The organism is Ornithinimicrobium pekingense DSM 21552, assembly GCF_000421185.1.
Lineage (GTDB): Bacteria > Actinomycetota > Actinomycetes > Actinomycetales > Dermatophilaceae > Ornithinicoccus > Ornithinicoccus pekingensis.
Genome location: NZ_ATWJ01000013.1, coordinates 116,455 through 142,916 on the forward strand (window position 1 = coordinate 116,455; position 26,462 = coordinate 142,916).

Genomic DNA, 26,462 nt, shown 5'->3' on the forward strand with positions numbered 1-26,462 from the left:
GCCACCCCTCTCGAGGTGACCGGGCGGCGGGGCCGACCTGGTGTCCCGTCCAGGCCGGCAGGGGCACTTCCGCCGCGTGTCCCGCGCGGCGGCGCCCGAGGCGGGCGGCCGGGTGTCCCTCCCCGGCCGCCCGAGCTCTGTCAGGCGGCGGCCAGTCCCTCGGCCGGGCTGACCCGGGTCGCGCGCCGGGCCGGCAGCACGCTGGCCAGCACCCCGGCGACGAGCGCGAGACCGACGATGATCCCGACCCTGGCCCACGGCACGGCCAGCTGCACCGTCGTGTCGGCGGGCAGCAGCGTCTGGATGCCGAGCACCGCGTACCCGAGACCGAGCAGCAGCCCCAGTACGGCACTGACCAGCGCGAGGAGCACCCCCTCGGTCAGCAGCATCCCGCGCATCTGGCCGCGGGTGAGGCCCAGCCCGCGCAGCAGCGCGTGCTCGCGGTGCCTCTCGACGACCGACAGCGACAGCGTGTTGGCGATCCCGACCACCGCGATGACGACCGCCGCGCCCAGCAGGGCCGTGGTGACCATCACCAGGATGTCGAGGACCTGCACGACGACCGCCCGCTCGACCGCTGCGCCCTCGGCGAGGAGCCCGTGGTCGTCGGCGACGTCGTTCACGTCGGACATGACCGCAGCCACTTCGGCGTCGTCGGCCAGGCGCAGCAGGGCGCCTCCGGTTCGGACGTCGTCGCCGGCGAGGTCGGCCAGCGTGTCCTCGTGCAGCACCACGCTCGAGCCCAGACCCAGCTCGATGACCGTCAGGTCCCGCGCACCCGCGGCACCGGTGACGGGCAGGGTGTCGCCCGGCTCCACCTCGAGCATCACCATGCCCAAGTTGCTCAGCCCGACCGTGTCCGGTCCGACGCTGGCGACGAGGGTCTCGCTGCGCATCGTGTCGCCGGCGGTCGCCGGGTCCAGGCCGACCGCGCGGGTGCCTCCCCAGCTCTCACCGAGCACCACGTATGCGGTGTCCACGGGCGTCACCGCCGCGATCCCGTCGACCGCGGCGAGGGTGTCGGGCACGGACGGCTCCAGGGCGACGGGCAGCGGGCCCGACTCGGCCAGGGCAGCCGTGTCCAGGTCATCCCCGTCCGCCGCGGCACCCGAGCCCGCTCCGTCGCCCGAGTCCGCCCCGGCACCGGCGTCAGCCCCTGGGCGGCTCTCACCGTCGGTGGTCAGCAGGAAGTCCACGGCGTAGGCGCGGTCGATCTCGCCCAGGGCGGTTCGCTGCCCGGTCGCCGCGCCGACCGAGGTCATCGTGATGAGGGTGACGCCGACGAGAAGGGCGGCACTGGTGGCGGCGGCGCGTCCGGGGTTGCGGACCGCGTTGTCGACGGCCAGCCGTCCCGGCACCCCGGCGACACGGGCCGCCAGGCCCAGGCCATGGACCGCCGCGGGCACGATGACCACGGCCGCGACCAGGACACCGGCGAAGGACACGACACCGCCGGCGATCCCGGCCAGGATCTCCCGCTCGGTCGCGGCGTAGACCATGGCCGCCGCACCGGCGCCGACGAGCAGCACCGCGACGCCCAGCCGGACCCAGCCCACCCGGCGCCGGTCGGCCGCCGGCCCGGCCGGACGGAGCGCGGCCAGCGGCGAGACGCGGGTGGCGCGCACGGCCGGCCACAGGCTGGCCAGCACGGTGACCAGCGTCCCCACCACGACGGGCACCGCCAGGCTGAGCGCCCCGACCTGCAGACCCACCTCGAGCGGGATGCCCAGGTCGACCCGCCGCCCGAGGGCCAGCAGACCGGCACCCACACCGGTCCCGACGCCGACCCCGACGACCGAGGCCACGACCCCGAGCACGACCGCCTCGAGGACGACCTGGCACCGGACCTGGCCGCGGGTCGCGCCGACGCAGCGCAGCAGGGCCAGCTCCGCGGTGCGCTGGGCCAGCGTGATCGTGAAGGTGTTGGCGATGACGATGGCGGCGGTGAGCAGCGCCACGGCGCCGAAACCCAGGAGGATCGCCGCGAACACCGCAGTGTCGCCGGTCAGGGAGGCGACCCGCTCCTCGGCCGCCTCGGCCCCGGTCTGCACGAGCACCAGCGGCTCCGCCGCGTCCTCACGGCCTCCCGTCGCGGCCTCGCGCACCGCCGCCGTGAGCGCCTCGCGGGCAGCGGCGTCGTCCGCGCCCGAGAGCTCCACCGCCAGCAGCTGGTAGGTCAGGTCGGGGTCGATCTCGCGCAGCGTCGCGTCGGAGGCCGCGAAGGTCGGGCCGTAGCTGAGCATTATGTCGGCCCCGCCGAAGTCGGCCACGCCGCTGACCGTCAGCGACGTCGACCGTGCCTCCTCGGCACCGGTCGGCACCGCGAGCTCGAGCTCCTCGCCCGGCGCCAGCCCCTCGTCGGCGAGGGCGGTCGAGATCAGCACCTCCCCGTCGGCGGCGGGCATCTGCCCGCTCAGCAGCGTCACGCCGCTCACCGGCAGCGGTCCCCCGTAGACCCAGTCGCGCGGGCCGCGCTCGCCGCTGACGTAACCCTCGCCGCGCACGGACCCCACCCCGTCCAGGGCCGCGACCGCGTCGTAGGCCGCCGCGGGGACAGAGTCCCCCTCCAGGGAGACCACGAGGTCAGCGTCCTGGATCCCGGCGGCGACGGACTGCTCGACCCCCGCCTTGGCGGTGGCCAGCACCACCAGGCTGGCGGTCAGGAAGGCCACCCCGATGACGATCGCCACGGCCGCCGACAGCAGGCGCCGCCCGCGGGAGGCCAGGCCGGCCGTCATCCACCCGTTCGTCGTCCACCTGCTCGTCACGCGCGCCATCACGCCCTCCCGAGGGTGCGCACGGCCTCGAGCACGTCGTCGGCGTCCGGCTCGACGATGTCGCCGGCGACCTGCCCGTCCGCGAGCAGCACCACCCGGTCGGCCACGGCCGCCGCGGTGGCGTCGTGCGTCACCATGACCACCGTCTGGCCCCACTCGTCGACCGAGCGGCGCAGCAGCGCCAGCACCTCGGCACCGGTCGTGGAGTCCAGCGCCCCGGTCGGCTCGTCGGCGAAGATCACCTCCGGGCGGGTCACCAGCGCCCGCGCCAGTGCGACCCGCTGCTGCTGCCCGCCGGACAGCTCACCCGGGCGGTGCCCGAGCCGCTCGGCCAGGCCGAGGCCCTCCACGACCGACCGCTCCCACCCCGGGTCGACCCCGCGGCCGGCCAGGTCGAGCGGCAGCCGGATGTTCTGCCGCGCCGTCAGCGTCGGCAGCAGGTTGAACGCCTGGAAGACGAACCCGACCGCCCGCCGCCGCAGCGTCGTCAGCTGCCGGTCCGACAGGGAGGTCAGCTCGGTGTCGCCGAGGAAGACCCTTCCCGAGGTGGGGGTGTCGAGGCCGGCCAGCAGGTGCATCAGCGTGGACTTGCCGGACCCGCTGGGGCCCATGATCGCGGTGAACCGCTGCGCCTCGACGCCCACGGAGACCCCGTCGAGCGCACGGACGGCGGTCTCCCCCGCACCGTAGGTCTTGGTCAGGTCGATGGCGCTGGCGGCCAGGGCGGTCGCAGCAGCTCGTTGCACGTCGGTCGTCGTCATGGTGGCGACGCTAGGTGCGGGCGGCCGCACGCCTCGTCAGCCGCCGGTCCCGACCCCGGGACCGTCACCTCATACCGGGGTATGACGTGCCGGCTCGGCGCGCCCGGGCGCCTCGTCCGGAGTGCTGAGCTTGAGCCCGACGACGCAGCCGATGATCCCGACGAGGAAGAGCGCCTTGAGCGGCGTGAGCGGCTCGGTGCCCGTGACCGCCGCCCACAGCACGGTGAGGAGGGCACCCGCACCGGTCCACACCGCATACGCCGTGCCGGTGGGGATGGTGCGCATCGCCCGGCCGAGCCCGACCAGGGACAGCACGGAGAAGACGACGAACACCGCGGTCGGGACCGGCCGCGTCAGCCCCTCCGACTGCCCCAGCGCGGTGGCCCAGACCGCCTCGAGCACCGCGCTGACCAGCAGGATCACCCACGCCATCGTCAGGACACCACCTTCAGGCCGACGACGCAGCTGACGATGCCGAGCAGCAGCAGCACCCGCACGAGCGAGGCGGGCTCGGTGCCGCGCGCCATCGCCCAGACGACGGTGAGGCTGGCGCCGGTGGCGGTCCACACGGCGTAGGCCGTACCGGTCGGGATGGTCTGCATCGCCACGGCCAGGCCCCACACCGACAGCACGGTGGCGACGAGGAAGACGACGGTGGGACGCCGGCGGCGCAGGCCGTCGGAGGCGCCGAGCGCGGTGGCCCAGACGGCCTCCAGCACGCCGGAGCCGATGAGCAGGACCCAGTCCATGAGGGGTACTCCTTGACGAGGTGGTCAACGATCGAGATGGTCGGCCAGTCTTGTCGTCACCGGGTACTGAACCCTCGTCCGGGACGGGCGTGGCAACTCGCGCCCGTCACCTGAAAGCCTAGCAACGCCCCTCAGCCGGGTCGACCGGCCAGCCCGGTCTCGTAGGCCGTGATCACCATCTGCACGCGGTCGCGCAGGTCGAGCTTGTGCAGGACGCGGCCGATGTGGGTCTTGACCGTGGCCTCGGCCAGGTAGAGCTCGGCGGCGATCTCGGCGTTGGTCAGCCCGCGACCGACCGCCTCGAGCACCTCGCGCTCGCGCTCGGTCAGCGGCGCGAGACGGGCGGTGGCGGCGCGGCGCTCCGCGGCCCGGGCCAGCTCCAGGTCGGCGTCGGGCAGCTGCGGCACGAAGCGCTCCAGCATCCGCCGGGTGGTCGACGGCGCCATCGCCGCGTCCCCGGCGTGCACGGCGTGGATGGCGGCGAGCAGCTCGGCCGGACCGGCGTCCTTGAGCAGGAAGCCCGCCGCGCCGGCGCGCAGGGCGGCGAAGACGTACTCGTCGAGGTCGAAGGTGGTCAGCACCAGCACCTTCGGCGGGTCCGGCGTCTCCGAGATGCGCCGGGTGGCCTCGACGCCGTCGAGCCGTGGCATCCGGATGTCCATGAGCACGACGTCGGGCCGGGTCGCGGCCACGCCCTCGACGCCGGCGAGCCCGTCGCCGGCCTCCCCCACGACCGTCATGTCCGGCTGGGCGTCCAGCACCATCCGGAAGCCGGCGCGCACCAGCTCCTGGTCGTCGACGAGGAACAGCCGCACGGGCGCGTCGCCGGTCACGCGGACTCCTTCTGCTCGGATGAGGACGAGGGTATGCCGTCGTGCCGCCCGGTCGGGATCGTGGCCACGACCTCCCAGCCGCCGCGCGAGCGCGGGCCGGCGTGGACGGTGCCGTCGAGGACCTCCACGCGCTCGGTCATGCCGACCAGGCCGTTGCCGGCGCCGTCGCCGCGGTGGGGCGGCCGGTGGTCGTCGCGGCCCCCGTCGTCGCTCACCCGCACCAGCAGCACCGCCGGGGTGCGCAGCAGGTCGACGTCGGCGGACGCGTGCGGCCCGGCGTGCTTCATCACGTTGGTCAGCGCCTCCTGCACGACACGGTAGGCGGCGAGGTCAACCTCCTTGGCCAGGTCATCGAGCCGTCCGCGCACGGCCAGGTGCACCGGCACCCCGGAGTCGCGGACCCGCTGGACCAGGTCCTCGAGGTGGGCCAGGCCCTGCAGCGGCGCGAGCTCGACGTCGGAGTCCTCGTCGCGGAGCACACCGACGAGCCGGCGCGTGTCAGCCAGCGAGGTGCGCGCCGTGTCGGCCAGCGTCTCCAGGGTCTGGGCCGCCCGCTCCAGCGCCGCCCGGTCCGCCCCGATCGCCGGCGGCTCCGACAGCGCCCGGCGAGCGGCATACAGGGCCCCGTCCGCCTGCACGACGACGACCGCGAGCGAGTGCGCGACGACGTCGTGCATCTCCCGCGCGATCGAGGCGCGCTCGGACTGGGCGGTGAGGCGTGCCCGCTGGGCCTGGTCACGGGCGAGCGCGGCGTTCTGCTGCTCGAGGCGGGCCACGACGGCCTTGCGCCGGCGCACCACGTCGCCGAGGACCCAGGCGACGAGGACGAACATCCCCAGGAAGAAGGCCTGGAAGGCGATGACGACCAGCTGCTGGCTCACCGGCTGGAACCGCAGCCGCCAGTCGAACGCCGCGACCAGCGCACCCGCCAGCCCGAGGAACATGACCGTGAACGACTGGCGGCGCGTGCCGAACGCCGCGGCGCTGTAGACCGCGATCGGCACGGCGACGTTGGCCGGGTGCGGCTCGTCGGTGACCGCCACCTGCACCAGGCAGACCAGCGCGACGGCCGCCGCGGCGACCAGGGGCTCGCGGCGTCGCCACAGCAGCGGCAGCACCTGGACGACCCCGAGCACGAAGTGGCCGGCACCCGCGCCCGTCCAGGTGATGACCACCCACAGCAGCAGCGCACCGACGAGCAGGACGTCGGGCGCCCACGGGTGGCGGCGGACGTCACGGGCCAGGTCGCGCAGCTCTCTCATCGCCGTCGAGCCTACGGGCGGGTCGGGCGCCCGGCGTCGGACCGTGGTCTCGTGCCGGGTGCGACCGGGGTATGACGTGACCGGTATGACGCGACCGCATTGGCGCGCGCAGGTAGCGTCACGCCATGACCGCCGCGAGCCCGCAGACGGCCACCGCCCTGGGCCGGGTCCGCGGCGCCCCCACCGTCCTCGACGCGCTCGACGCCTTCGACGAGGTCGCGTCGGCGGCCCGCACCGAGGGAACGGACGCCCGGGCCGCCCTGGCGGCCGGCATCGCGGACCCGGACGACCCGCTCGTGGTGCTCGCCGCCGTGCACGCGGCCGGGGCCGTCGGCGGCGCGGTCGCCTCGGCCCTCCTGCTCGACCTGCTGGAGGGCTCCGACGACCAGGCGGAGCCACGACGTGCGCACCTGCGCGAGCACGCTGCCTGGGCCCTGGCCGCCGGTCCCCGCCTGCCGGCCGCGGTCGACCCGCTGCGGCGCGTCGTGGCCGGGGGCGGCTTTGCCGGCGTCCTGGCCGAGGCGACGCTGGACGGCTGGGACGCGGCCCGCCCGCCCCGTCGGCGCTCGACCACCCGGGACGGGCTGACCGTCGCCCAGCTCTTCCTGCACGGTGAGATCGACGGCTCCCTGAGCCACGCCGGCCAGGGCGACACCGGGGGCATCGCCACGCTGCTGGTGCGGCTGGGCGACGCGCTGCTGCACGAGCCGGGGGTCGAGCGGGTCCTGACGCTCTCGCGCGCCGCGCAGCCGTCCGGGGAGCACGAGGCCGGGCAGCACGAGCCCGGGGAGCAGGAGCCGTGCAGCGCCGAGGCCCTGCGCGCGCCGGGGCACCACTACCCCGGCATCCCGGTCCCGCACCCGGCCCCGCCGGCCAGCCGCAGCTGGGGCCTGCGGGCCGCGGCGCTGTCCGGCGTCCGGGCGGCACTGGCGGCCGGCGCACCCGTCGACGTGCTGCACGTCCGCATGGCCGACGTCGGCTCCTGGGCCGCGGCGCAGGTCGCGCGGGAGCAGGGCATCCCCCTCGTGCTGACGCTGGCCCCCGACCCGCACGCGCTGCTCGCCTCCCGGGAGGCCGCGGGCACGCTGAGCCGGGCGAGCCTCGTGGACGCCGACCTGCGCGAGCACCTCGTCTTCCGGGTGCGGCTGCTGCGGGCGCTGCGGCAGCAGGCCGACGCGCTCGTCGTCTTCCCGCGCCCGGACCTGCAGCGCGACCTGCGGGCCCTGCTGCACCTGCGTGAGGACGAGCCCGTCCACGTCGTCCCCGAGGGGATCGACGTCCACGCCCTCGAGCACGCCGACCGGCAGGTGGGGCTGGCGATGACGGGCGCGGCCCCGACCGCTCCGGTCGCCGCCGCGCTTGGCGAGCTCGACGAGCTCCTGGCCACGCTGCCGCAGCAGCGCCGCGACCTGCCCCTGGTGCTCAGCGTCGGCCGCCTGCACCCGGTCAAGGGCATGGTCACCCTGGCGCGGGCCTGGGCCGACCACCCGCACCTGGCCGACCGCTGCACGCTCGTCGTGGTCGGCGGCGACCTGGCGCGCCCGACCGCCGACGAGGCCGAGCAGCTGGCCCTGCTCGACGCCGTGGTCCCCCGCCAGGACGGTCCCGCCCGTGGCTTCCTCCTCGCCGGGCACCGCAGCAACCCCACGGTGGCGGTGTGGCTGTCGGCGGCGCGGCGCGGACGGCCCGGCCTGAGCGCGCCCGGCGGCGTCTACGTCTGCGCGAGCGTCAAGGAGGAGTTCGGCATCGCGCTGTGCGAGGCGCTCGGCTCCGGGCTCGTGGTCGTCGCCCCCGACCACGGCGGGCCGCCCACCTACGTCGAGCACGGGCGGACCGGCGTCCTCGTGGAGACCACCGACCCGGTCGCGCTCGCCGGAGCCGTCGCCGACGCCCTCGACCTGGCGGCCGCCCCCGACGCCCCGGCTCGCGAGGCTCACGCCCGGCAGGTGGTCGCCGACCGGTTCAGCATCGAGACGATGGCCGGCGCGCTGGCGCGGGTCTACCGGGAGGTCGCGCGATGACCCTGCTCGTCGTCTCCCCCGACTACGCCTCCCACCTCTTCCCGCTGGCCACCCTGGCCACGGCCTGGCGCGACGCAGGCGAGCGGGTGGTGGTGGCGACGGGCCCGGCGACCGACGCGCTGGTCCGCGGCTTTGGGATGGAGCGGGTCGACCTGCGGCTGGGGCGAGGGTCCAACCCCGGGGTCATCCGCGCCGAGGAGCAGCCCCGCGGCGAGGACGACGCGCTGCGCGGCTTCTTCGCCGCCACCCGCCGGGGCCCCGTGGCCACCCTGGCGTTCCAGGCCCGGGCGCGCCGGGACGACCTGCTGTGGGACCCCATCGACACCGCGCGGCGGGTGGAGGAGGTCGTCAGCCGGGTCCACCCCGACCACGTGCTTGTCGACCACCTGGCCTTCAGCGCGCGGCTGGCGCTGCGGGCCGCCGGCGTCCGGCACGCCGACGTGGTGCTGGGCCACCCCTCCGCGCTCGTGGTCGGGCACGACGAGGTCTACGGGCTGCCGCCCTCCTGGCCGGCCGCGATGCGACCGCCGGAGGAGGACCTGGCCGGGCTGCGGACGCTCTGCGAGGAGGTGCGCGACCGCTTCACCGCCGACTGGAACACCGCGCTCACCACCCTCGACCCCGGGGCCCCCGCCAGCCCGGACGCCTTCGCCGAGACCGGTGACGTGCTGCTGCTCAACTACCCCGGTGAGCTGCACGAGCCGGGGCGGACCGGCCGGCTCGGGCCGCACGCCTTCCTCGGCTCGGCCGTCCGCGAGGAGCCGCCGGACAGCGAGGTCGAGCGCTGGCTCGCCTCCTCGGAGGCACCGGTCGTCTACGTCAGCCTGGGCAGCTTCCTGTCGGTCCGCTCCGACGTCCTCGCCCGCGTCGCCGCGGCGCTGCGCGACCTGGACGTGCGGGTGGCCCTGGCGACCGGCTCGACCGCACCCGCCGACCTCGGACCGCTCCCGCCGCACTGGCTCGTCCGCCCCGTCCTGCCCCAGGTCACGCTGCTGCGCGCCGCCCGGCTGGCCGTCACCCACGGCGGCAACAACAGCGTGACCGAGGCGCTGACCGCCGGGGTCCCCCTGCTCGTCCTGCCGCTGTCGACCGACCAGTTCGCGGGCGCCGCCGCCCTCGAGCGCACCGGTCTCGGGCTCGTCCGCGACCCCAACGTCGCGCCGCCCGAGGAGCTGCGGGAGGCCGTCCTCGGGCTCCTGACGCCGGACGCCGGGCGGGACGCAGCGCTCGCCCGGCTGGCGCACGACCTCACGACCCGGCCCGGGCCGCAGCGCGCCCGCGCGGCGCTGCTCGACGGCATACCCGCCTAGACCTCCAGCGCGCGCACGACCGGCACCCCGACGCGGTAGGGGATGTGCAGCCAGCTCGGCGCGTCGACGAGCGCGAGGTCGGCGCGCAGGCCGACGGCGACCCGCCCGATGTCGGTGCGGCGCAACGCCTGCGCGCCGCCGACGGTGGCCGCCCGCAGCGCCTCGGCGGGCGTCATCCCCATCTCCCGGACGGCGAGCGCGATCATCAGCGGCATCGAGGAGGAGTAGCAGGTGCCGGGGTTGCAGTCGCTGGCGATCGCCACGCGTGCACCGGCGTCGAGCAGCCGCCGCGCGTCGGGGTAGGGCTGGCGCGTCGAGAACTCCACGCCGGGCAGCAGCGTCGCCACGGTGTCGCTGCCGGCGAGCGCCTCGACGTCGGCGTCGGTGAGGTAGGTGCAGTGGTCGACGCTGGCGGCGCCGAGCTCGACCGCGAGCTGCGCGCCCGGGCCCTCGCCCAGCTGGTTGCCGTGCACGCGCAGCTCCAGGCCGGCGTCACGCCCCGCCTCCAGCACCCGGCGCGACTCCTGGCCGTCGAAGGCGTGCGGGCTCGCGGGCTCGCAGAAGACGTCGACCCACCGCGCGTGCGGCGCGCACGCCTGCAGCATCTCGCCGCAGACGAGGTCGAGGTATGCCGCGCGCCCGGCGGGGTCACGCCGGTCCGGGGGCACCACGTGAGCACCCAGGTAGGTCACCTCGGGGGTGACCTCGCGGGCCAGCCGCAGCGCCCGGACCTCGTCCTCGACGGTCAGCCCGTAGCCGCTCTTGACCTCCACCGTCGTCGTGCCCTGCGCGCGCATCTCCTGGACGCGGTGCTGCAGGGTGGCCCGCAGCTCGCCGTCGGTGGCCGCGCGGGTCGCCTCGACCGTGACCGCGATGCCGCCCCCGTCGTAGGGCGTGCCCGACATCCGGGCGGCGAACTCCGCGGAGCGGTCGCCGGCGAAGACCAGGTGGCTGTGGCTGTCGACGAAGCCGGGCACGACCGAACGGCCCTCCAGGTCGATGGCCCAGTCGGCCGCAGGCGCCTGGGCCGCCGGCCCCACCCACTCCACGGTCGGGGCGCTGTCCTCCCCGCCTCCGCCGATGACGACCGCGGCGTCGCGCAGGACGCCCAGGCCGGCGTGCAGGGGTTCGTCGACGGCTCCCTCGGTCGTCGACTCGCAGGTGACGAGCTCGGCGATGCCGGTGATGAGCATGCTCATGGGCTCAGCGTTCCTTCCACAGGGGGGTGATGGCCTCGTGCAGCAGGCGCCCGACGTCGCCGAGCCGGTGCCTCCTGGCCTCGACGACGACCCGGCCGTCCACGACGACCGTGTCGACGTCGGCGGCCGTGGCCGCGAGCAGGATCTGGCCGGGGTCGGACCCGGCGGTGCGCACCGTGTCGTCGCGGACGGCGACGAGGTCGGCCCGGGCCCCGACCTCGAGGCGGCCGGCGTCGGGCCAGCCGATGCTGCCGTGCGCGGTCGCGGCCTCCAGCAGGGCCGCCGGGGCCAGCCGGCCCCGCCGCAGGCTGGCGAGGCGCTCGTGCATCTCCAGCGCCCGCGCCTCCTCCAGCAGGTCGACGACCGCGTGCTGGTCGGAGCCGAGCGAGAGCCGGGCGCCGGCGTCGCGCAGCGCGACCGCCGGGCCGATGCCGTCGGCGAGGTCACGCTCGGTGGTGGGGCAGAAGCAGGCCCACGACCGGTGGCCGCCGAGCAGCCCCACGTCCTCGTCGGTCAGGTGGGTGGCGTGGACGGCCGACAGGTCCGGCCCCAGCACGCCCTCGGCCTCGAGCAGCCCGGCCGGGGTGCGGCCGTGGGCCGCCAGGCAGGCCTCGTTCTCGGCCGGTTGCTCCGACAGGTGCACGTGCAGCGGGGTCCCTTCCGCACCGGTGCCGCCGGGGTGCGGCCGCGACCGGGCGGCCGCGGCCACCGCACCCAGCTGGTCGCGCGGCACGGCCCGCACGGAGTGGACGGCGCCGCCGACCCGCAGGTGCTCCGGGCCCCCGTCGAGGTGGTCGCGCAGCTCGCCGACCCGCGCCGCCCACGCCCCGGCGTCCCCGTCGCCGAAGCGCAGCTGCGGGCCCTCGAGCGCCGCATACCCGTCGGCGCCGAGCCCGCCGGAGAGGTAGCAGGTATCCAGCAGCGTCAGCCGGACGCCGGCCTCGCACGCGGCCTCGACGAGCGCGTGCCCCATGGCGTTGGCGTCGGCGTAGCGGGTGCCGCCCGGCCCGTGGTGCAGGTAGTGGAACTCCCCGACCGCGGTGACGCCGGCCAGCGCCATCTCGGCGTAGGCGGCCCGGGCGAGCGTCAGGTAGCTGTCGGGGTCGAGCTGGGCGGCGACGGCATACATGCCCTCGCGCCAGGTCCAGAAGGTGCCGCCCCCGGCGTGCGTGCGCCCGCGCAGCGCCCGGTGGAAGGCGTGGCTGTGGCTGTTGGCCAGGCCGGGCAGCACGACCCCGGGCAGGACCCGGTCGCCCGCCTCGGCGGACCGACCGGCGTCCACGGCGGTGAACCGGCCGTCCTCGATGGTCAGGCGCACGTCCCGCGCGGGGCCGTCGGGCAGGTGGGCGTGCGCGGCGAACCAGGTCGTGCTCACCGTTCGCCCCCGGTGGACGGTGCGGCGGCGAGCGCGTCGACGCGGTCCACGACCTCGTCCGGGGCCAGCTCGGAGGTGTCGAGGACGAGGTCGGCGCCCCGGCGCAGCAGCGGCTCGTAGCGCTCCTGGTCGGCGCGCACCCGCTCGAGCTCGCCGGGCTCCTTGCCGAAGTCGTTGCCGGGCCGCACGCCCAGCCGCTCCCGCAGGACGGGCCACGGCGCGACCAGCACGACCACGTGGTCGACGAGGGGGTAGAGCTCGGCCTGCCCGTCGCCGGTCGCCGCGACGACGAGCGGCCGGTCGTGCCGCGGCTGCTGCAGGATCGCCCGGATCTCCGGCAGACGCAGGTCGGTGCGGTCGGGGTGCTCGTCGACGAGGCCGTCCTCGTCGGTGTCCACGGTGCGCCAGCCCCGCCCCCGCAGCGCCTCCAGGACCGTCGACTTGCCGGTGCCGGACATGCCGGTGAGCAGCACCTTCGTGGCCGTCATGCCGCCCCGTCCTGCGGCCCGTCGCCGGTCGTCGCGCCACCGGTCGTCAGGTCGCGCAGGCAGTCGGCGAGCGCGGCGACCCCGGCGTGGCAGTCGGCGGCCTCGGCGTGCTCGGCCGGGCTGTGCGAGACCCCGGTCGGGTTGCGCACGAAGAGCATGGTGCTCGGCACGCCCGCGGTGGCCAGGATGCCGGCGTCGTGGCCGGCACCGGTGCCCAGGACCGGCGCGGAGACCTCGGCGTCGCGGTCGAGCACGCGACGCAGGCGCTCGCTCAGGCCCTGGTCGAAGCGGGTGGTCGGCGTCCAGCTCTCCCGCGTGACCGTCGCGCCCATCTCCTCGCCGCGGGCCGTGAGCTCGGCGACCGTCGCGACCACCTGCTCCTCGTCGGCGCCGCGGGCGTCGAGCCAGCCGGTGACGTGGGAGGGTATGGCGTTCACGCCGCCGGGGGTGACGTGCACCTTGCCGACCGTGGCCACGCACCCGCGCTGCGTGGCGACGTGGCGCGCCCCGAGGACGAGGTCGGCATACCCGAGCATGGCGTCGCGGCGGTCCTGCAGACGCGTGGTGCCGGCGTGGTTGGCCTCGCCAGGGAAGTCGAAGCGCCACCGTCCGTGCGGCCAGATGTCGCTGGCGACGGCGACCGGGGCGCCGAGGTCGACGAGCGCGCGCCCCTGCTCCACGTGCAGCTCGACGAAGGCGCCGACACGGGCGAGCGTCTGCGGGTCGGGTCCGAGATCGTCCGGGTCGCGGCCGGCGGCGCGCAAGGCCTCGGCGTAGGTGGTGCCGTCGGCGTCGGTGAGGGCGAGGGCCCTGGCCGGGTCGAGCTGGCCGGTGAGCACGCGCGACCCGGCGCAGGCGATGCCGAAGCGGGCGCCCTCCTCGTCGACGAAGTTGGTGACGGCGACGGGCACCTGCGGCCGCACCCCCGCCTCGCGGAGCCGGTCGACCGCGGCGAGCGCGGAGACGACGCCGAGCGGGCCGTCGAAGGCGCCGCCGTCCGGCACGGAGTCGAGGTGGGAGCCGGTGACGACCGCCCGGCGGCCGGCGGCCACGGCGTCGTCGACCGTGCCCGGCCCGTCCCACCACCAGCCCCACTGGTTGCCGACGCGGTCGGTGGTCAGCTCCAGCCCCCGGCGGGCGCACTCGCCGGCGAACCACTCGCGCAGCGTGTGGTCCTCGGCCGTCCAGGCGAAGCGGCGGTAGCCGCCGCTGCGCGCCTGCCCGACGGACTCCAGGTCTGACCACATGGCGTCGAAGGCCGCCAGGCTGCCGCTCCCGCTCCTGCGTGCGCTCACGGGTCCGACTCTAGGAGGGAGCCTGGGGTCGCGTCGGCCCGCCCCGCCAGGACGCGTCCGGGATGTGAGACCCGGCGGGCGGGGCAGCCGTCAGGTGGTCGCGCCGGGCGCCCGCAGGCGCGAGGTGATGTCGGCGCACTCGAGGCAGACGTCCTCCGGCACCACGCCCGCCCGCATGAGCCAGCCGAAGACGACGCACCCCACGCACAGGCCGGCCAGCGCCTCGAGCGCCGGGAAGACGGCCATGACGACGGCGACGACCAGCACCGCGGTGCCGAGCCAGGCCGCACCGGTGGCCAGGTGCAGCAGCCACAGCACGGAGGCGAGGCCCGTCAGGACCGCACCGACGGCGGCGGCGAAGCGCTTGGGGGTGCCGGCGGTCGGGTGCGGCAGGGCCGGGACGCGCGGCCGCACCCAGCGGCTCACCACGCGGGCGAGGGGGCTGACCCGGGGGCCGAGGGTCGCACGGAGGGTGAAGTCTGCCGCGAGCGGCAGGAAGACCCACCACTGCTGCAGGGCGAGCATGAGCAGGACGGCGAGGAGGACGACCCCGGCGGTCAGCCGGGCGGTCACCTCGTCGACGACGGCGGGGAAGCGTGAGCGCATCACCACATGATGCATCACCATAGCAGTCGTTATGAAATCGCGAGGTGGGCGCACCGGCGGTAGCGTGCGCCCATGAGCGAGGAACGGGCCCTGCACGCGGTCGTGGCCAGCGGTCTGCCCTACGCGGTCACGCGGCACGGTCGCGTCGGGAGCCTGGCGGAGGCTGCGGCCGTCCGCGGCGTGGAGCCGCGCGACATCGTCAAGACGCTGGTGGTGCGGCGCGCCGAGGGCGACTACCTCTTCGTCCTCGTGCCCGGCGACCGCGAGATCGCCTGGCCCAAGCTGCGCGAGCTGCTCGGGGTCAGCCGGCTGTCGATGCCGGAGGCCGCGGTGGCCCAGGAGGCGACGGGCTACGAGCGCGGGACGATCACGCCCTTCGGGTCGACGACGGCGTGGCCGGTGGTGGCGGACGCCTCGCTCACCGGTGACCCGCAGCGCAGGATCTCGGTCGGTGCCGGTGCGCACGGCGTCGCTGTCACCGTGGGGGCGGAGGCCGCGCTGGCGTTCTGGGACGCGCAGGTCGCCGACGTCACCGAGCCGCTCGGGACGCCCTGACCTCAGCCCTTGCTGACGTCGGGCAGGGTCCGGGCGACCCCGACGCCGACGAGACCCAGGGCCGCGAGGAAGACGAGCGCGGCGACCGGGCCGAGCAGCGCGAGCGCGCTGGAGGCGGCCCCCACGACCAGCAGCAGCACGCCGATCGCGGTGTTGGAGACCGCGACATAGCTGGTGCGCCGCTCCTCCCCCGCCATGTCCACCACGTAGGTCTTGCGGGCGACGCGCACGCCGGTGTGGGCCAGGGCCAGCAGCAGGTAGGTCACGGGGTAGAGCCACCACGTCCCCCGCGTCGCCGGCCACAGGTGCAGGCCCAGGAAGGCCACCACCAGCACGCTCGCCCCGGCGGCCGCACCGGTCATCAGGCGCTGGGAGGACCGGTCGGCCCACCGCCCGAAGAAGCGGCCGCCGACGAGCCCGGCGACGCCCTGGGCGATGACGAAGGGGCCCAGCCCCGCCAGGCTGGTCTCGCCCTCCTGCGCCGCGAGCGCGACGACGAAGGGCGGCGACAGGGCCGAGACCAGCAGCAGCCCCCGCGCCCAGACGAACCTGCGGAACGGTGCGTCCTCGCGCAGCAGCCGCCACGAGGTGGTGACCCACCCCTCCTGGTCGGACGCCTCCACCGGCTCACCCTCGGGCTCACGGACCGCGGCGTAGACCGCCAGGGCCAGCACCCACGCTCCCGCGGCCGCGCCGAGCAGGACCGCCAGGACCGTGACGCCGACCTCGTCCCCGCCGAGCACGCGGATGCCGAGGCCCAGGGTGATGGCCACGGCGCCGGAGAGCAGCGTCGACAGACCGTTGATCTGCCCGCGCTCCCCCTTGGGCACGGTGCGGCCCAGGACGTCCTTGCCGGCGAGGGAGCTCAACGAGCGGGACAGCGAGAAGACGCCCAGGAGCAGCACCACGGCCACGCCGGCCGCCCAGCCGGTGAGGCCGGCGACCGCGAGCGCCATACCCGCGGTGGAGACGGCCTGGCCTGCCGCGCCCCACAGCCAGAAGTGCCGCCGCCGGGCCGAGCGCTGCAGCACCGGCGACATCGCCGCCTGCGGCAGCATCGAGCCGGACTCCCGGACGGGCACGAGCAGGCCCAGCACGGCGGCCGGGGCACCGACGGCGGTCAGCGCCCACGGCAGCACGGTCTTGGCGTTGACGACCTGGTCGCCGGTGGCCTGCAGGGTGTTGGCCGCGATCTGCAGCAGGCCGTTGCGCCCGGTGCTCCGCTGCTCCTCGAGGTCCTGGTCGTCCCGGTCGGCGCGGACGAGGGCCTGGTAGAGGCGGGCGGTCGAGGTCACCGGGTCATCGTGCCGCACGACCCGGCCGCTAGAAGAGCCAGAGCGCCAGCGGGATCGCCAGCACCAGGCTCAGCGCGACCCGGACGAACCAGATGGCCAGCAGCCGCGGGATCGAGACCGGGATCTGGGTGCCGAGCAGGCTGGGCACCATCGCGGAGAAGAAGATGACCTGGGAGACGCAGACGACCGCGACGACGAACTTCACCGACATCGCCGACTCCGTGACCAGCGCGGCCGGCAGGAACATCTCGGAGATGCCCAGCGCGGCGGCCTTGGCCACCAGCAGCGGCTCGGGGATCTGCAGGGCCCAGGTGATCGGGTAGAAGAGGTAGCCCAGCCAGTCGAAGACCGGGGTGTACTTGGCCAGGACGAGGCCGATGAGCCCGACCGACAGGATCGAGGGCAGGATCGCCATCGCCATGAGCACGCCGTCCTTGAGGTTGGCCAGGACCGTGCGCCCGACGCCGGGGTCGGCGGCGACGGTCGCCCGGGCGGCCCGCCAGGCGGCGCCCAGCCGGGACCCCTCGGGGTCCTGCTCCGGCCGCGGCGTGACGCCGGGGGCGTAGTCGTCGGGCTCGCGGGACAGCGGCCAGACCCGCACGGTGACCGCGGTCACCAGGAAGGTGATGACCAGGGTGGACCAGAAGTAGAGGGTCCAGTGGCCCATGAGGTCCAGGGCGCCGGCCACGACGATCATGAACGTGGCCGACACCGTGGAGAAGCCGGTGGCGATGGTCATCGACTCGCGGCGGTTGTACTTGCCCTCGAGGTAGACCCGGTTGGTGATGAGCAGCGCCAGGGAGTATGACCCCACGAAGCTGGCGACCGCGTCGATCGCCGAGCGCCCCGGCGTGCGGAAGACCGGCACCATGAACGGGCGCACCAGCACCCCGACCAGCTCCATCAGCCCGTAGCCCACGAGCAGCGCCAGGAAGACCGCCCCGATCGGCACGAGCAGCCCGACCGGGATGACCAGGGCGTTGAGCAGGAACGGGCCCATGTCGTCCTCGAAGAGCCACGCCGGTCCGACCCCGAGGACGAGCATCACGCCGACGACCAGGCCCAGGACGCGCAGGACCGAGAAGACCGTGGTCGTGCGGTCGCGGCGCCAGGTGCCGGACACCCAGGGGTATGCCGCACCCGCGGCGATGAGCGCGAGCGCGTACCACGGCAGGACCGCGGGGATCTCCGCGCGCAGCCAACTGACGACGTGGTCCAGCGGGATCGTGCTCCTGTCGCCGATGGTGACCGGCACGAAGAACATGAGGATGCCGATCGCGGACAGGACGAAGAACTTCCACATCGCCGGCTTGCCGGTCCCGACCTGCTGGTCGGAGGTGGCGGTGCTCATCGGTCCTCGTCCTCGCGCATCGGCACGCGCACCCCGCGCTCCTGCGCGACCTGCTCGGCCTCGGCATACCCGGCGTCGACGTGGCGGATGACGCCCATGCCCGGGTCGTTGGTGAGCACCCGCTCGAGCTTCTGCCGGGCGAGGTCGGTGCCGTCGGCGACCGAGACCTGCCCGGCGTGCATGGAGCGGCCGATGCCGACGCCGCCGCCGTGGTGCAGCGACACCCAGGAGGCACCGGAGGCGGTGTTGACCAGGGCGTTGAGCAGCGGCCAGTCGGCGATGGCGTCGGAGCCGTCGATCATGCCCTCGGTCTCGCGGTAGGGGCTGGCGACGGAGCCGGCGTCGAGGTGGTCGCGGCCGATGACCAGCGGCGCGGAGACCTCGCCGGAGGCGACCATCTCGTTGAAGCGGACGCCGGCCTTGTCGCGCTCGCCGTAGCCCAGCCAGCAGATGCGCGCCGGCAGGCCCTCGAAGGCGACCTTCTCGCGGGCTCCGCGCAGCCACTTCTGCAGGTGGTCGTTGTCCGGGAAGAGGTCCATGACGGCCTTGTCCGTGGCGTAGATGTCCTTCTCGTCGCCGGAGAGAGCCGCCCAGCGGAAGGGACCCCTGCCCTCGCAGAAGAGCGGGCGGATGTAGGCCGGGACGAAACCGGGGAACTCGAAGGCACGGTCGTAGCCGCCCTTGCGGGCCTCGTCGCGGATGCTGTTGCCGTAGTCGAAGACCTCCGCGCCGGCGTCCTGGAACCCGACCATGGCCTGCACGTGGTGGGCCATCGACTCCTGGGCGCGGTCGGTGAACTCCTCAGGCTTCTTCTCCGCCAGCTCGTGCCAGTCGGCCAGGTCGACCCCCTCGGGCAGGTAGGACAGCGGGTCGTGGGCGGAGGTCTGGTCGGTAACGACGTCGACCTCCGCGCCCCGGCGCAGCAGCTCGGGGAAGACCTCGGCGGCGTTGCCGACGACGCCGACGGAGACGGCCTCCTTGTCGGCCCTCGCGCGCAGCACCCGCTCGACGGCCGAGTCGAGGTCGTCGGCCACCTCGTCGAGGTAGCGGCTCCTCACCCGCCGGCGCAGGCGGGCCTCGTCGACGTCGACGATGAGGCAGGTGCCGCCGTTGAGCGTGACGGCCAGCGGCTGGGCGCCGCCCATGCCGCCGCAGCCGCCGGTCAGGGTCAGCGTCCCGGCGAGCGTGCCGCCGAACCGCTTGGCGGCCACGGCCGCGAACGTCTCGTAGGTGCCCTGCAGGATGCCCTGGGTCCCGATGTAGATCCAGGAACCCGCGGTCATCTGGCCGTACATCGTCAGGCCGAGATGCTCCAGACGCCGGAACTCCGGCCAGTTCGCCCAGTCGGGGACGAGGTTGGAGTTGGCGATGAGCACCCGCGGCGCCCACTCGTGGGTCTGGAAGACGCCGACGGGACGGCCCGACTGCACGAGCATCGTCTCGTCCTCGCGCAGGTCCGTCAGCGTGCGGACCATGGCGTCGAAGCTGCGCCAGTCGCGTGCGGCCCGGCCGGTGCCGCCGTAGACGACCAGGTCGTCGGGACGCTCGGCCACCTCGGGGTCGAGGTTGTTCATCAGCATCCGCAGCGGGGCCTCGGTGGCCCACGAGCGGGCGGTCAAGGTGGTGCCGCGGGCTGCGCGCACGGGACGGGCGCCTTCCATGGGGGTCTCCTTCGACGGGGGTATGGCGTGGGCCGGGTGGGGCTGACCTCCATCAGACCCTCCGCCCGGCCCGCCGCCAACCCTTCTCGCACACCCGACGTCCGGCATGCGAGACGGCACAGTCTCTCCGCACCCTCCACACCAGCGATTGGGACCGAGTAGTGTCGCTATGGCGACGCCGTTCGGTCACAGTGTCGGCCAGGTCGTGAGCGCACAGCCCTCCGAGCACGGTCGCGCCCGACCGGCCCACCCCCGGTGGCGCAGCGCGAGGGCGAGCTCACCCGCGACCTCGCACGGCTGGTTGTCCAGCTCCAGGGGTGTGACGCGAAGGGTCACCTCGCCGCGGCCCGCCGCGCGCCTGTCGCGCCGCCGGTCGACATGGAACCGCTCACCGGCATGCCAAAGACGGCCGTCGATCTCCACGTTCGTCCTGAAGGTTCGGTTGGTCAGGTCGGTCCTCGTGCGCGGTCCTGCCGCATCGCCTGGCGCGCGAACGGAGGCAGCCCGTGCGGCCGACGGACACGCCCCTCGAACCACGTCTCGGGCAGGCTCTCCGCCCCTTCACCCACCTCCCAGAACGCCAACCGCAGCTCCCGCCGCATCCGATGCCGGGACCGGCCCTCGAGCTCGCTCAGCAGTGCGACGGCGTCGACCGACCGCTCCTGGCACGCCCGCGCGGCCAGGGCTACGGCGTCGTCGACCGAGCAGTCAGCCCGGTCGGCGATGTCGATCACGGTCGCCGCCAGGCGGGTGACGGGCAACCCGTCCACGCGCACCGGGTCGAGGTGACGACGCCGGACCACACGGATCCCCGGCATCGGCTCGGGGTGACGCTCGTGCGGCACCCCGACGCAGAGCTCCGCCGGCGGGGTCCACTCGAGCCGCCACACGTAGGACGCGGAGCGCAGGAGCAGCACGCTACCGGTGCCGCAGCGGAGCAGGCCGGCCCAGGCCCGCGCATGCCAGTCGACAGAGCCGCTGTGGGTGAGGTAGACGCCGGGGTGGAGCTGCTGCCAGTCGCCCCGCCGCAGCCGCCACCTCACCCGGGCCGCCGTCATGCCGGAGGCGAGCGCCTGTGCCCGGCTGACCACACGGCTCTGCCGGCGCGCCAGTCGGTCGAGGTCCACCACCCGATGTTGCCGCGGTCAGGGTGCACCTCGCGGCGGTTGTCCACAGAGGGACCGGCGCGTGAGTCCGTTCACACGACCGAGCGGGGATGTCCACGCGGTGGGCCGTGCGCACCGCGGCACACAGCTGGACCGATCGGTGTCGTGATGGCGACACCGATCGGTCCCAGCGACGGCGTTCGGTAAGGACGATAGACCGCAGGTGGCGGCAGGACGGGTGCGGCGCAGGGGCCGCGGCAGAGGCCGCCCCTCAGGCGAGCGGGCCCGTCTGCTGCTCCGCGGCGGCACGTACGTGACCGTCCAGCACGAGGTCGACGACAGCCTCGATCTCGGGCGAGAGGTGGCGGTCCGGCCCGGGGCCGGCGACACCGGCGCCGCGCAGCAGGGCCACGACCGCGGCGGTGGCCGGCGCCGGTGCCAGCGGGGCCCGCAGGTCCAGGGCGCGGGCGGCGGTCAGCACCTCGACCGCGAGGACGCGGGCCAGCCCGTCGACGCTGCGGCGCAGCTTGCGGGCGGCGCCCCAGCCCATCGACACGTGGTCCTCCTGCATGGCCGAGGACGGGATGGAGTCGACGCTGGCCGGGGCGGCCAGCCGCTTGAGCTCGGAGACGACGGCGGCCTGGGTGTACTGCGCGATCATCAGTCCCGAGTCGGTGCCCGGGTCGTCGGCGAGGAAGGGCGGCAGACCGTGGCTGCGGGCGACGTCGAGGAAGCGGTCGGTGCGCCGCTCGGCGATGCTCGCCACGTCGGCGGTGACCACCGCGAGGAAGTCGAGGACATGGGCGACCGGGGCGCCGTGGAAGTTGCCGTTGGACTCCACCCGGCCGTCGAGGGTGACCACGGGGTTGTCCACGGCGGCGGACAGCTCCCGTCCGGCCACCAGGCGGGCGTGGTCGCAGGTGTCGCGGGCGGAGCCGTGGACCTGCGGCGAGCAGCGCAGCGAGTAGGCGTCCTGGACCCGGGTGCAGGCCTCGGTGCGGTGGCTCTCCCGGATCGCGCTGCCGCTCATGACCGCGCGGAGGTTGGCCGCCGAGGCTGCCTGGCCCGGATGCGGCCGCAGCGCCTGCAGGTCGGCGGCGAAGACGTCGTCGGTGCCCAGCTGCCCCTCCACGCTCATCGCGGCGGCGACGTCGGCGGTGGTGAGCAGCGTGCCCAGGTCGTGCAGGGCCAGCACGAGCATGCCGAGCATGCCGTCGGTGCCGTTGATGAGGGCCAGCCCCTCCTTCTCCGCCAGCTCCACCGGCGTGATCCCCGCGGCGGCGAGGGCGTCCCCGGCGGCCAGCAGCTCACCGGACGCGTCACGGACCTGCCCCTCCCCCATCACGGCCAGCGCGCAGTGGGCGAGCGGGGCGAGGTCGCCGGAGCAGCCGAGCGAGCCGTGCTCGCGGACGACCGGGGTGATGCCGGCGTTGAGGAGCGCGGCATACGCCTGGGCTGTCTCGACCCGCACGCCGGTGCGGCCGGTGGCGAGCGTGGACAGGCGCAGCAGCATGGTCGCGCGGACCACCTCGCGCTCGACCTCCGGGCCGGAGCCCGCGGCGTGGCTGCGGACCAGGCTGCGCTGCAGCTGGGCGCGCTTCTCCGGCGGGATGCTGGTGGTGGCCAGGGCGCCGAAGCCGGTGGAGATGCCGTAGTGCGGCTCGGAGTCTCCGGCGAGGCCGTCGATGATCCGGCGGGTCGCCGCGACCGCCTCGAGCGCGGCGTCGGACAGCCGCACGGGGGCGCCGTGCCGGGCGACGGCGACGACGTCCTCGGGGCTGAGCGGGCCGACGTCGACGGTGACCTCGGCGGGCAGGGTGGGGACGGGCAGACGGCTCATGGCCCTACTCCACACGACCCGACGAGCCTGCAGCAGCCGCGTGCCCGCTCATTCGTCTCACATGCCAGACAGGGCCACCACAGCCGGCCCTGACGCGCCTCAGAGCAGGCCGGCCCGCTTCGCCGCCCGGCGGGCGGTCGCCGGCACGACGACGACGAACCGCTCGAGCACGACCATCGTGTCGTCGGTGACCTGCTCACCGGCCGCGGCGCCGGCGGCGAAGTGCACCCGGTGGGTGGCCCGCCACTGCTCCAGCGACCCCTCCCCCTCGCGGCGGGCGTGGTCCTCGCCGACGTCGCCGAAGCGGACGACCTCGACGTGCGTGGTGCGGATCAGCGCCCGCGGCCGTTCCCGGCCGTCGACGACGATCGAGAGCAGCCCCGGCTCGGGCAGCACGACGTCGACACCCGTGCGCACGAGGGTGTCACCCTCCGCGGGCCCCTGGCCGCCGGTCGGCACGTCGGCCTCGGCGTCGGCCCGCCGCCGCGCCTCGTCCTCGTACTCGTGCAGCGCGGTGGCCGTGGCGGTCTTGCGGCCGCCCAGGACCAGCTCGAGCAGCCGGTCGGACTCCTCCGGCGTCGCCCCGAAGGACCACGCCGGCGGTGGCAGGGTCTCGGAGACGGTGGCGCCGAGGTAGGCCCCCGCCGGGTTGAGGCCGCCGCGCACCCGCGCGTCGGCCCAGAAGCGGCTGATCTCGGCGTCGTCCACACCGACCACCGTAGACGCCCGCCGCCGCGGCGGCGGCGGCATACTGGCGCGGTGGCCAACGCACCCGCAGCAGCGCACGCGCTCGACGTGCTCATGCTGCTGGCCCGCCACGCCACGCCCCTGCCCGCCGCGACGGTCGCCCGCGAGCTGGGCCTGCCCCGGTCCACCACCTACCACCTGCTGGCGGTGCTGGCCGAGCGCGGCTTCGTCGTCCACCTGCCCGAGGAACGCCGCTACGGCCTGGGGGTGGCGGCCTTCGAGCTGGGCTCGGCCTACACCCGGCACGCGCCGCTGCAGCGGCTCGCCCGCCCGGTGCTCGCCCGGCTGGCGGACACCACCGGGCACAACGCCCACCTGGGGGCGCTGCACGGGCGCGACGTCGTCTACGTCGTCGAGGAGCGCGTCGCCGGCCGTCCCTCGCTCGTCAGCGACGTCGGCGTCCGGCTGCCGGCCTCGCTGACGGCGACCGGCCTGGCGATCCTCGCCGCCCTGCCCGCCGCCCAGGTGCGCGCGCTCTTCCCCTCCGCCGACGCGTTCGTCCAGCGGCACGGCGTCGGGCCCTCGTCGCTGTCCACCCTGCGCCCGCTCCTCGCGCAGGCCCGGACCCGCGGGTATGCCGTGGAGCACGGGTTCGTCACGCCCGGCCTGGACTCCGTCGCCTCCGCCGTGCTCGACCACTCCGGCCACCCGGTCGCCGGGGTCGCCGTGACCGCCGAGCGCGAGCACCTGAGCCCCGGGGCGGTCGAGGACGTCGTGACCCAGGTGCGCCGCGCCGCCCTCGAGGTCTCCCGGCGGCTCGGGCACCGGGCACGCCCGTGACACCTGCGGTCCTGCCGGCCCCCTGACGGGTCGCCCCCGGGCCGATCCGTCGTTACCGTCAGGGCGCATGGACATCCTCTGGGGCATCGGCGGCATGCTGGCCCTCATCGCCCTCGGCCTGCTGCTCTCCTCCAACCGGCGCCGGGTGCGGTGGCGCACGGTCCTGTCGGCCCTGGCGATCCAGATCGTCTTCGGCGTGCTCGTCCTCTACTGGTCGGCCGGCGTGGCGGTGCTCGGCACGGTCACCGAGGGCGTGCAGGCCGTCATCAACTCGGCCAACGCCGGCATCAGCTTCCTCTTCGGACCGGTGCTGCCGCAGGGCGAGGACGCGGGCGTGGTCTTCGCCTTCCAGGTGCTGCCGGTCATCATCTTCTTCGCCTCCCTCACCGCGGTGCTCTACCACTTCGGCATCCTGCAGTTCGTCGTCGAGAAGCTCGGCGCCGCGCTCGGCTGGGCGCTGGGCACCCGCAAGGCGGAGTCGGTCAACGCCGCCGCCAACATCTTCGTCGGCCAGACCGAGGCGCCCCTGGTCATCCGGCCCTACCTGCGGGGGCTGTCCCGCTCCGGCCTGTTCGCCGTCATGGTCGGCGGTCTGTCGACGGTGGCCGGCTCGGTGCTCGTCGGCTACTCCCTGCTCGGCGCCCCGCTGGAGTACCTCATCGCCGCCTCCTTCATGGCCGCCCCCGGCGCGCTGATGATGGCCAAGCTCATCGAGCCCGAGACCGAGGAGGAGGACGAGCACGAGGAGCGCGACGGCATACCCGACGGCGAGGAGCCGCGCGAGGAGGAGGCGCACGAGCGCGCCGAGGAGGACGACGACGAGCTCGAGGGTATGGAGTACCGCAACGTCATCGACGCCGCCGCCTCGGGCGCCGGGGACGGGCTGAAGCTGGCGCTGAACATCGGCGCGATGCTGCTGGCCTTCATCTCCCTCATCGCGCTGGTCAACCTGCTGCTCGGGGTGGTGGGCGGCTGGTTCGGCAACCCCGAGCTGACCTTCGAGCAGATCCTGGGCTACGTCTTCGCGCCGCTGATGACCGTCATCGGCGTGCCGTGGGCCGAGGCGACGAGCGCCGGCAGCTTCGTGGGGCAGAAGGTGGTCGTCAACGAGTTCGTCGCGTTCAGCAACTTCGCGCCGACCATCGAGGAGTTCAGCCCCAAGACGGCGGCCATCATCACCTTCGCGCTGACCGGCTTCGCCAACCTGGGTTCCCTGGGCATCCTGCTCGGCGGCCTCGGCGGGCTCATCCGGCACCGGCGGCGCGAGATCGCCCAGCTGGGCCTGCGCGCGATCGCGGCGGGGACCCTGGCCAACCTGATGAGCGCCACGATCGCCGGGATCCTCATCGGCTGAGGACGGGCGGTCGGTAGGTTGGGCGGCATGCGAGCCATCACGATCAGCGAGCCCGGAGACGCCGACGTCCTTGCGGTGACCGAGGTGGACCGGCCCGAGCCCCGCGAGGGGGAGGTCCTCGTCGAGGTCGTCACGGCGGGCGTCAACCGCGCCGACGTGCAGCAGCGCAAGGGCTTCTACCCGCCGCCGGAGGGGGCCTCCGCGCTGCCCGGCCTGGAGGTCAGCGGCACGGTCAGCGCCCTGGGCCCCGGCACCGAGGGCTCCGGGTGGTCGGTCGGCGACGAGGTGTGCGCGCTGCTGGCCGGGGGCGGGTATGCGGAGCACGTCGCGGTGCCAGTCGGCCAGCTGCTGCCCGTGCCGGCCGGGGTGAGCCTGGCCGACGCCGGCGGCCTGCCCGAGGTCGCCTGCACGGTCTGGAGCAACCTGGCGCTCGAGGCGGGGCTGAAGGAGGGCGAGACCGTGCTGCTGCACGGCGGGTCCAGCGGCATCGGGACCATGGCCATCCAGGTGGCCAGGCAGCTGGGCGCGCGGGTGGTCGTGACCGCCGGGTCGCAGGCCAAGCTCGACGCGTGCCGCGAGCTCGGTGCCGACGTGCTGGTGAACTACCGGGAGCAGGACTTCGTCGAGGAGGTCCGCGGCGCCACCGACGGGCGTGGGGCGGACGTGATCCTCGACGTGGTCGGCGCGAAGTATCTCGGCCGCAACGTCGAGGCGCTCGCCCCTGACGGGCGGCTCGTGGTCATCGGGCTGCTCGGCGGTGCCAAGGCCGAGCTCAACCTGGGCCAGCTGCTGTCGAAGCGGGCGCGGGTCATCGCCACGTCGCTGCGGTCACGCCCGCTCGAGGGCAAGGCCGAGATCGTCGCCTCCGTGCGGGAGCACGTGTGGCCGTGGGTCGAGCAGGGGCTGGTGCGCACGGTGGTCCAGTCGCGCCACCCGCTCGAGCAGGCCGCCGAGGCCCACCGCGAGATGGAGGCGTCCGGCCACGTGGGCAAGATCCTCCTTGACGTGAAGCGCTGAGCAGGCCGCATACTGTCCTCGCAGGTCTGACGGGGGGCTCCGCCGAACGACGAGACCGCACCGCCGTGTCCCGTTCGTGA

The 26,462-nt window shown here is 75.1% G+C and carries 23 protein-coding genes and 1 riboswitch; of the genes, 6 read left to right on the forward strand and 17 right to left on the reverse strand.

Translation table 11 applies throughout. The features are described 5' to 3' along the window. Positions 1-140: 140 nt before the first annotated feature. The 6 genes from K330_RS0114900 to K330_RS21620 all read right to left on the reverse strand — a co-directional run bounded on the left by K330_RS0114900 (position 141) and on the right by K330_RS21620 (position 6,382). Positions 141-2,768, reverse strand: a complete 2,628-nt coding sequence (locus K330_RS0114900; protein ID WP_156875834.1) for an FtsX-like permease family protein — start codon at positions 2,766-2,768, stop codon at positions 141-143. An 8-nt stretch (positions 2,769-2,776) separates the two neighbouring features. Continuing rightward, on the reverse strand, positions 2,777-3,538 hold the full coding sequence (locus K330_RS0114905; RefSeq protein WP_022922614.1) for an ABC transporter ATP-binding protein: 762 nt from the start codon (positions 3,536-3,538) through the stop codon (positions 2,777-2,779). Between the two features lie 69 nt (positions 3,539-3,607). Further along, a complete protein-coding gene (locus K330_RS0114910) occupies positions 3,608-3,970 on the reverse strand; it encodes a DMT family transporter (protein WP_022922615.1) in 363 nt (120 codons plus the stop codon). Positions 3,971-3,972: 2 nt separating this feature from the next. Further along, positions 3,973-4,287, reverse strand: coding sequence for a DMT family transporter (locus K330_RS0114915; protein WP_022922616.1), 315 nt, complete (start codon positions 4,285-4,287; stop codon positions 3,973-3,975). A gap of 39 nt (positions 4,288-4,326) precedes the next feature. Continuing rightward, a riboswitch (guanidine-III (ykkC-III) riboswitch) is annotated at positions 4,327-4,395 on the reverse strand. 23 nt (positions 4,396-4,418) lie between these two features. Next, positions 4,419-5,120 (reverse strand): response regulator transcription factor, encoded by a 702-nt coding sequence (locus K330_RS0114920; protein WP_022922617.1) that lies wholly within the window; start codon positions 5,118-5,120, stop codon positions 4,419-4,421. After that, a complete protein-coding gene (locus tag K330_RS21620; RefSeq protein WP_022922618.1) occupies positions 5,117-6,382 on the reverse strand; it encodes a sensor histidine kinase in 1,266 nt (421 codons plus the stop codon). Before K330_RS21620 ends, K330_RS0114920 begins: the two co-directional genes overlap by 4 nt. Positions 6,383-6,507: 125 nt before the next feature. On the opposite strand from K330_RS21620, the gene K330_RS0114930 reads away from it, so the two are divergent. Then, a complete protein-coding gene (locus K330_RS0114930; protein WP_022922619.1) occupies positions 6,508-8,403 on the forward strand; it encodes a glycosyltransferase in 1,896 nt (631 codons plus the stop codon). After that, the gene (locus tag K330_RS0114935; RefSeq protein WP_022922620.1) at positions 8,400-9,713 is read left to right on the forward strand and encodes a glycosyltransferase; all 1,314 of its coding nucleotides are present in this window, start codon (positions 8,400-8,402) and stop codon (positions 9,711-9,713) included. The genes K330_RS0114930 and K330_RS0114935 overlap by 4 nt, the downstream gene beginning before the upstream one ends. On the opposite strand, the gene hutI is transcribed toward K330_RS0114935, so the two are convergent. From hutI to K330_RS21625, 5 genes are all read right to left on the reverse strand, one after another. Then, entirely contained in the window at positions 9,710-10,912 is a 1,203-nt protein-coding gene (gene hutI / locus K330_RS0114940; RefSeq protein ID WP_022922621.1) for an imidazolonepropionase, read from the reverse strand. The two genes, K330_RS0114935 and hutI, sit on opposite strands and share 4 nt — an antisense overlap. A 4-nt stretch (positions 10,913-10,916) precedes the next feature. Further along, complete coding sequence (locus K330_RS0114945) at positions 10,917-12,287, reverse strand: formimidoylglutamate deiminase (RefSeq protein ID WP_022922622.1); 1,371 nt, start codon at positions 12,285-12,287, stop codon at positions 10,917-10,919. Continuing rightward, positions 12,284-12,775, reverse strand: a complete 492-nt coding sequence (locus K330_RS0114950; protein WP_022922623.1) for an AAA family ATPase — start codon at positions 12,773-12,775, stop codon at positions 12,284-12,286. Before K330_RS0114950 ends, K330_RS0114945 begins: the two co-directional genes overlap by 4 nt. Then, positions 12,772-14,022, reverse strand: a complete 1,251-nt coding sequence (locus tag K330_RS0114955) for an allantoate amidohydrolase (protein WP_022922624.1) — start codon at positions 14,020-14,022, stop codon at positions 12,772-12,774. Before K330_RS0114955 ends, K330_RS0114950 begins: the two co-directional genes overlap by 4 nt. Positions 14,023-14,160: 138 nt before the next feature. After that, positions 14,161-14,676 carry a DUF4395 domain-containing protein gene (locus tag K330_RS21625; RefSeq protein WP_022922625.1) on the reverse strand — a complete coding sequence of 172 codons (516 nt, stop codon included), beginning with the start codon at positions 14,674-14,676 and terminating at the stop codon, positions 14,161-14,163. A 72-nt stretch (positions 14,677-14,748) separates the two neighbouring features. Here K330_RS21625 and K330_RS0114965 point away from each other — a divergent pair, with 72 nt between their 5' ends. After that, positions 14,749-15,231: an aminoacyl-tRNA deacylase gene (locus K330_RS0114965; protein WP_022922626.1), complete on the forward strand. Its 483-nt coding sequence runs from the start codon at positions 14,749-14,751 to the stop codon at positions 15,229-15,231. 2 nt (positions 15,232-15,233) lie between these two features. Here K330_RS0114965 and K330_RS0114970 read toward each other — a convergent pair whose 3' ends face one another. The 6 genes from K330_RS0114970 to K330_RS0115000 all read right to left on the reverse strand — a co-directional run bounded on the left by K330_RS0114970 (position 15,234) and on the right by K330_RS0115000 (position 23,192). Then, positions 15,234-16,526: an MFS transporter gene (locus tag K330_RS0114970; RefSeq protein ID WP_029202723.1), complete on the reverse strand. Its 1,293-nt coding sequence runs from the start codon at positions 16,524-16,526 to the stop codon at positions 15,234-15,236. 28 nt (positions 16,527-16,554) lie between these two features. Then, entirely contained in the window at positions 16,555-17,877 is a 1,323-nt protein-coding gene (locus tag K330_RS0114975; protein ID WP_022922628.1) for a YjiH family protein, read from the reverse strand. Further along, the gene (gene hutU, locus K330_RS0114980; RefSeq protein WP_022922629.1) at positions 17,874-19,538 is read right to left on the reverse strand and encodes a urocanate hydratase; all 1,665 of its coding nucleotides are present in this window, start codon (positions 19,536-19,538) and stop codon (positions 17,874-17,876) included. The genes K330_RS0114975 and hutU overlap by 4 nt, the downstream gene beginning before the upstream one ends. 446 nt (positions 19,539-19,984) lie before the next feature. Beyond that, on the reverse strand, positions 19,985-20,665 hold the full coding sequence (locus K330_RS21630; RefSeq protein WP_169448590.1) for a type IV toxin-antitoxin system AbiEi family antitoxin domain-containing protein: 681 nt from the start codon (positions 20,663-20,665) through the stop codon (positions 19,985-19,987). Between the two features lie 250 nt (positions 20,666-20,915). Then, positions 20,916-22,484, reverse strand: coding sequence for a histidine ammonia-lyase (gene hutH / locus K330_RS0114995; RefSeq protein WP_022922632.1), 1,569 nt, complete (start codon positions 22,482-22,484; stop codon positions 20,916-20,918). Positions 22,485-22,583: 99 nt separating this feature from the next. After that, the gene (locus K330_RS0115000; RefSeq protein WP_022922633.1) at positions 22,584-23,192 is read right to left on the reverse strand and encodes an ASCH domain-containing protein; all 609 of its coding nucleotides are present in this window, start codon (positions 23,190-23,192) and stop codon (positions 22,584-22,586) included. Between the two features lie 51 nt (positions 23,193-23,243). Here K330_RS0115000 and K330_RS0115005 point away from each other — a divergent pair, with 51 nt between their 5' ends. The 3 genes from K330_RS0115005 to K330_RS0115015 all read left to right on the forward strand — a co-directional run bounded on the left by K330_RS0115005 (position 23,244) and on the right by K330_RS0115015 (position 26,382). Next, the gene (locus tag K330_RS0115005; protein WP_022922634.1) at positions 23,244-24,011 is read left to right on the forward strand and encodes an IclR family transcriptional regulator; all 768 of its coding nucleotides are present in this window, start codon (positions 23,244-23,246) and stop codon (positions 24,009-24,011) included. Between the two features lie 67 nt (positions 24,012-24,078). Continuing rightward, a complete protein-coding gene (locus tag K330_RS0115010) occupies positions 24,079-25,365 on the forward strand; it encodes a NupC/NupG family nucleoside CNT transporter (RefSeq protein WP_022922635.1) in 1,287 nt (428 codons plus the stop codon). Positions 25,366-25,392: 27 nt separating this feature from the next. Then, entirely contained in the window at positions 25,393-26,382 is a 990-nt protein-coding gene (locus K330_RS0115015) for an NAD(P)H-quinone oxidoreductase (protein WP_022922636.1), read from the forward strand. The last annotated feature ends 80 nt before the right edge of the window (positions 26,383-26,462 follow it).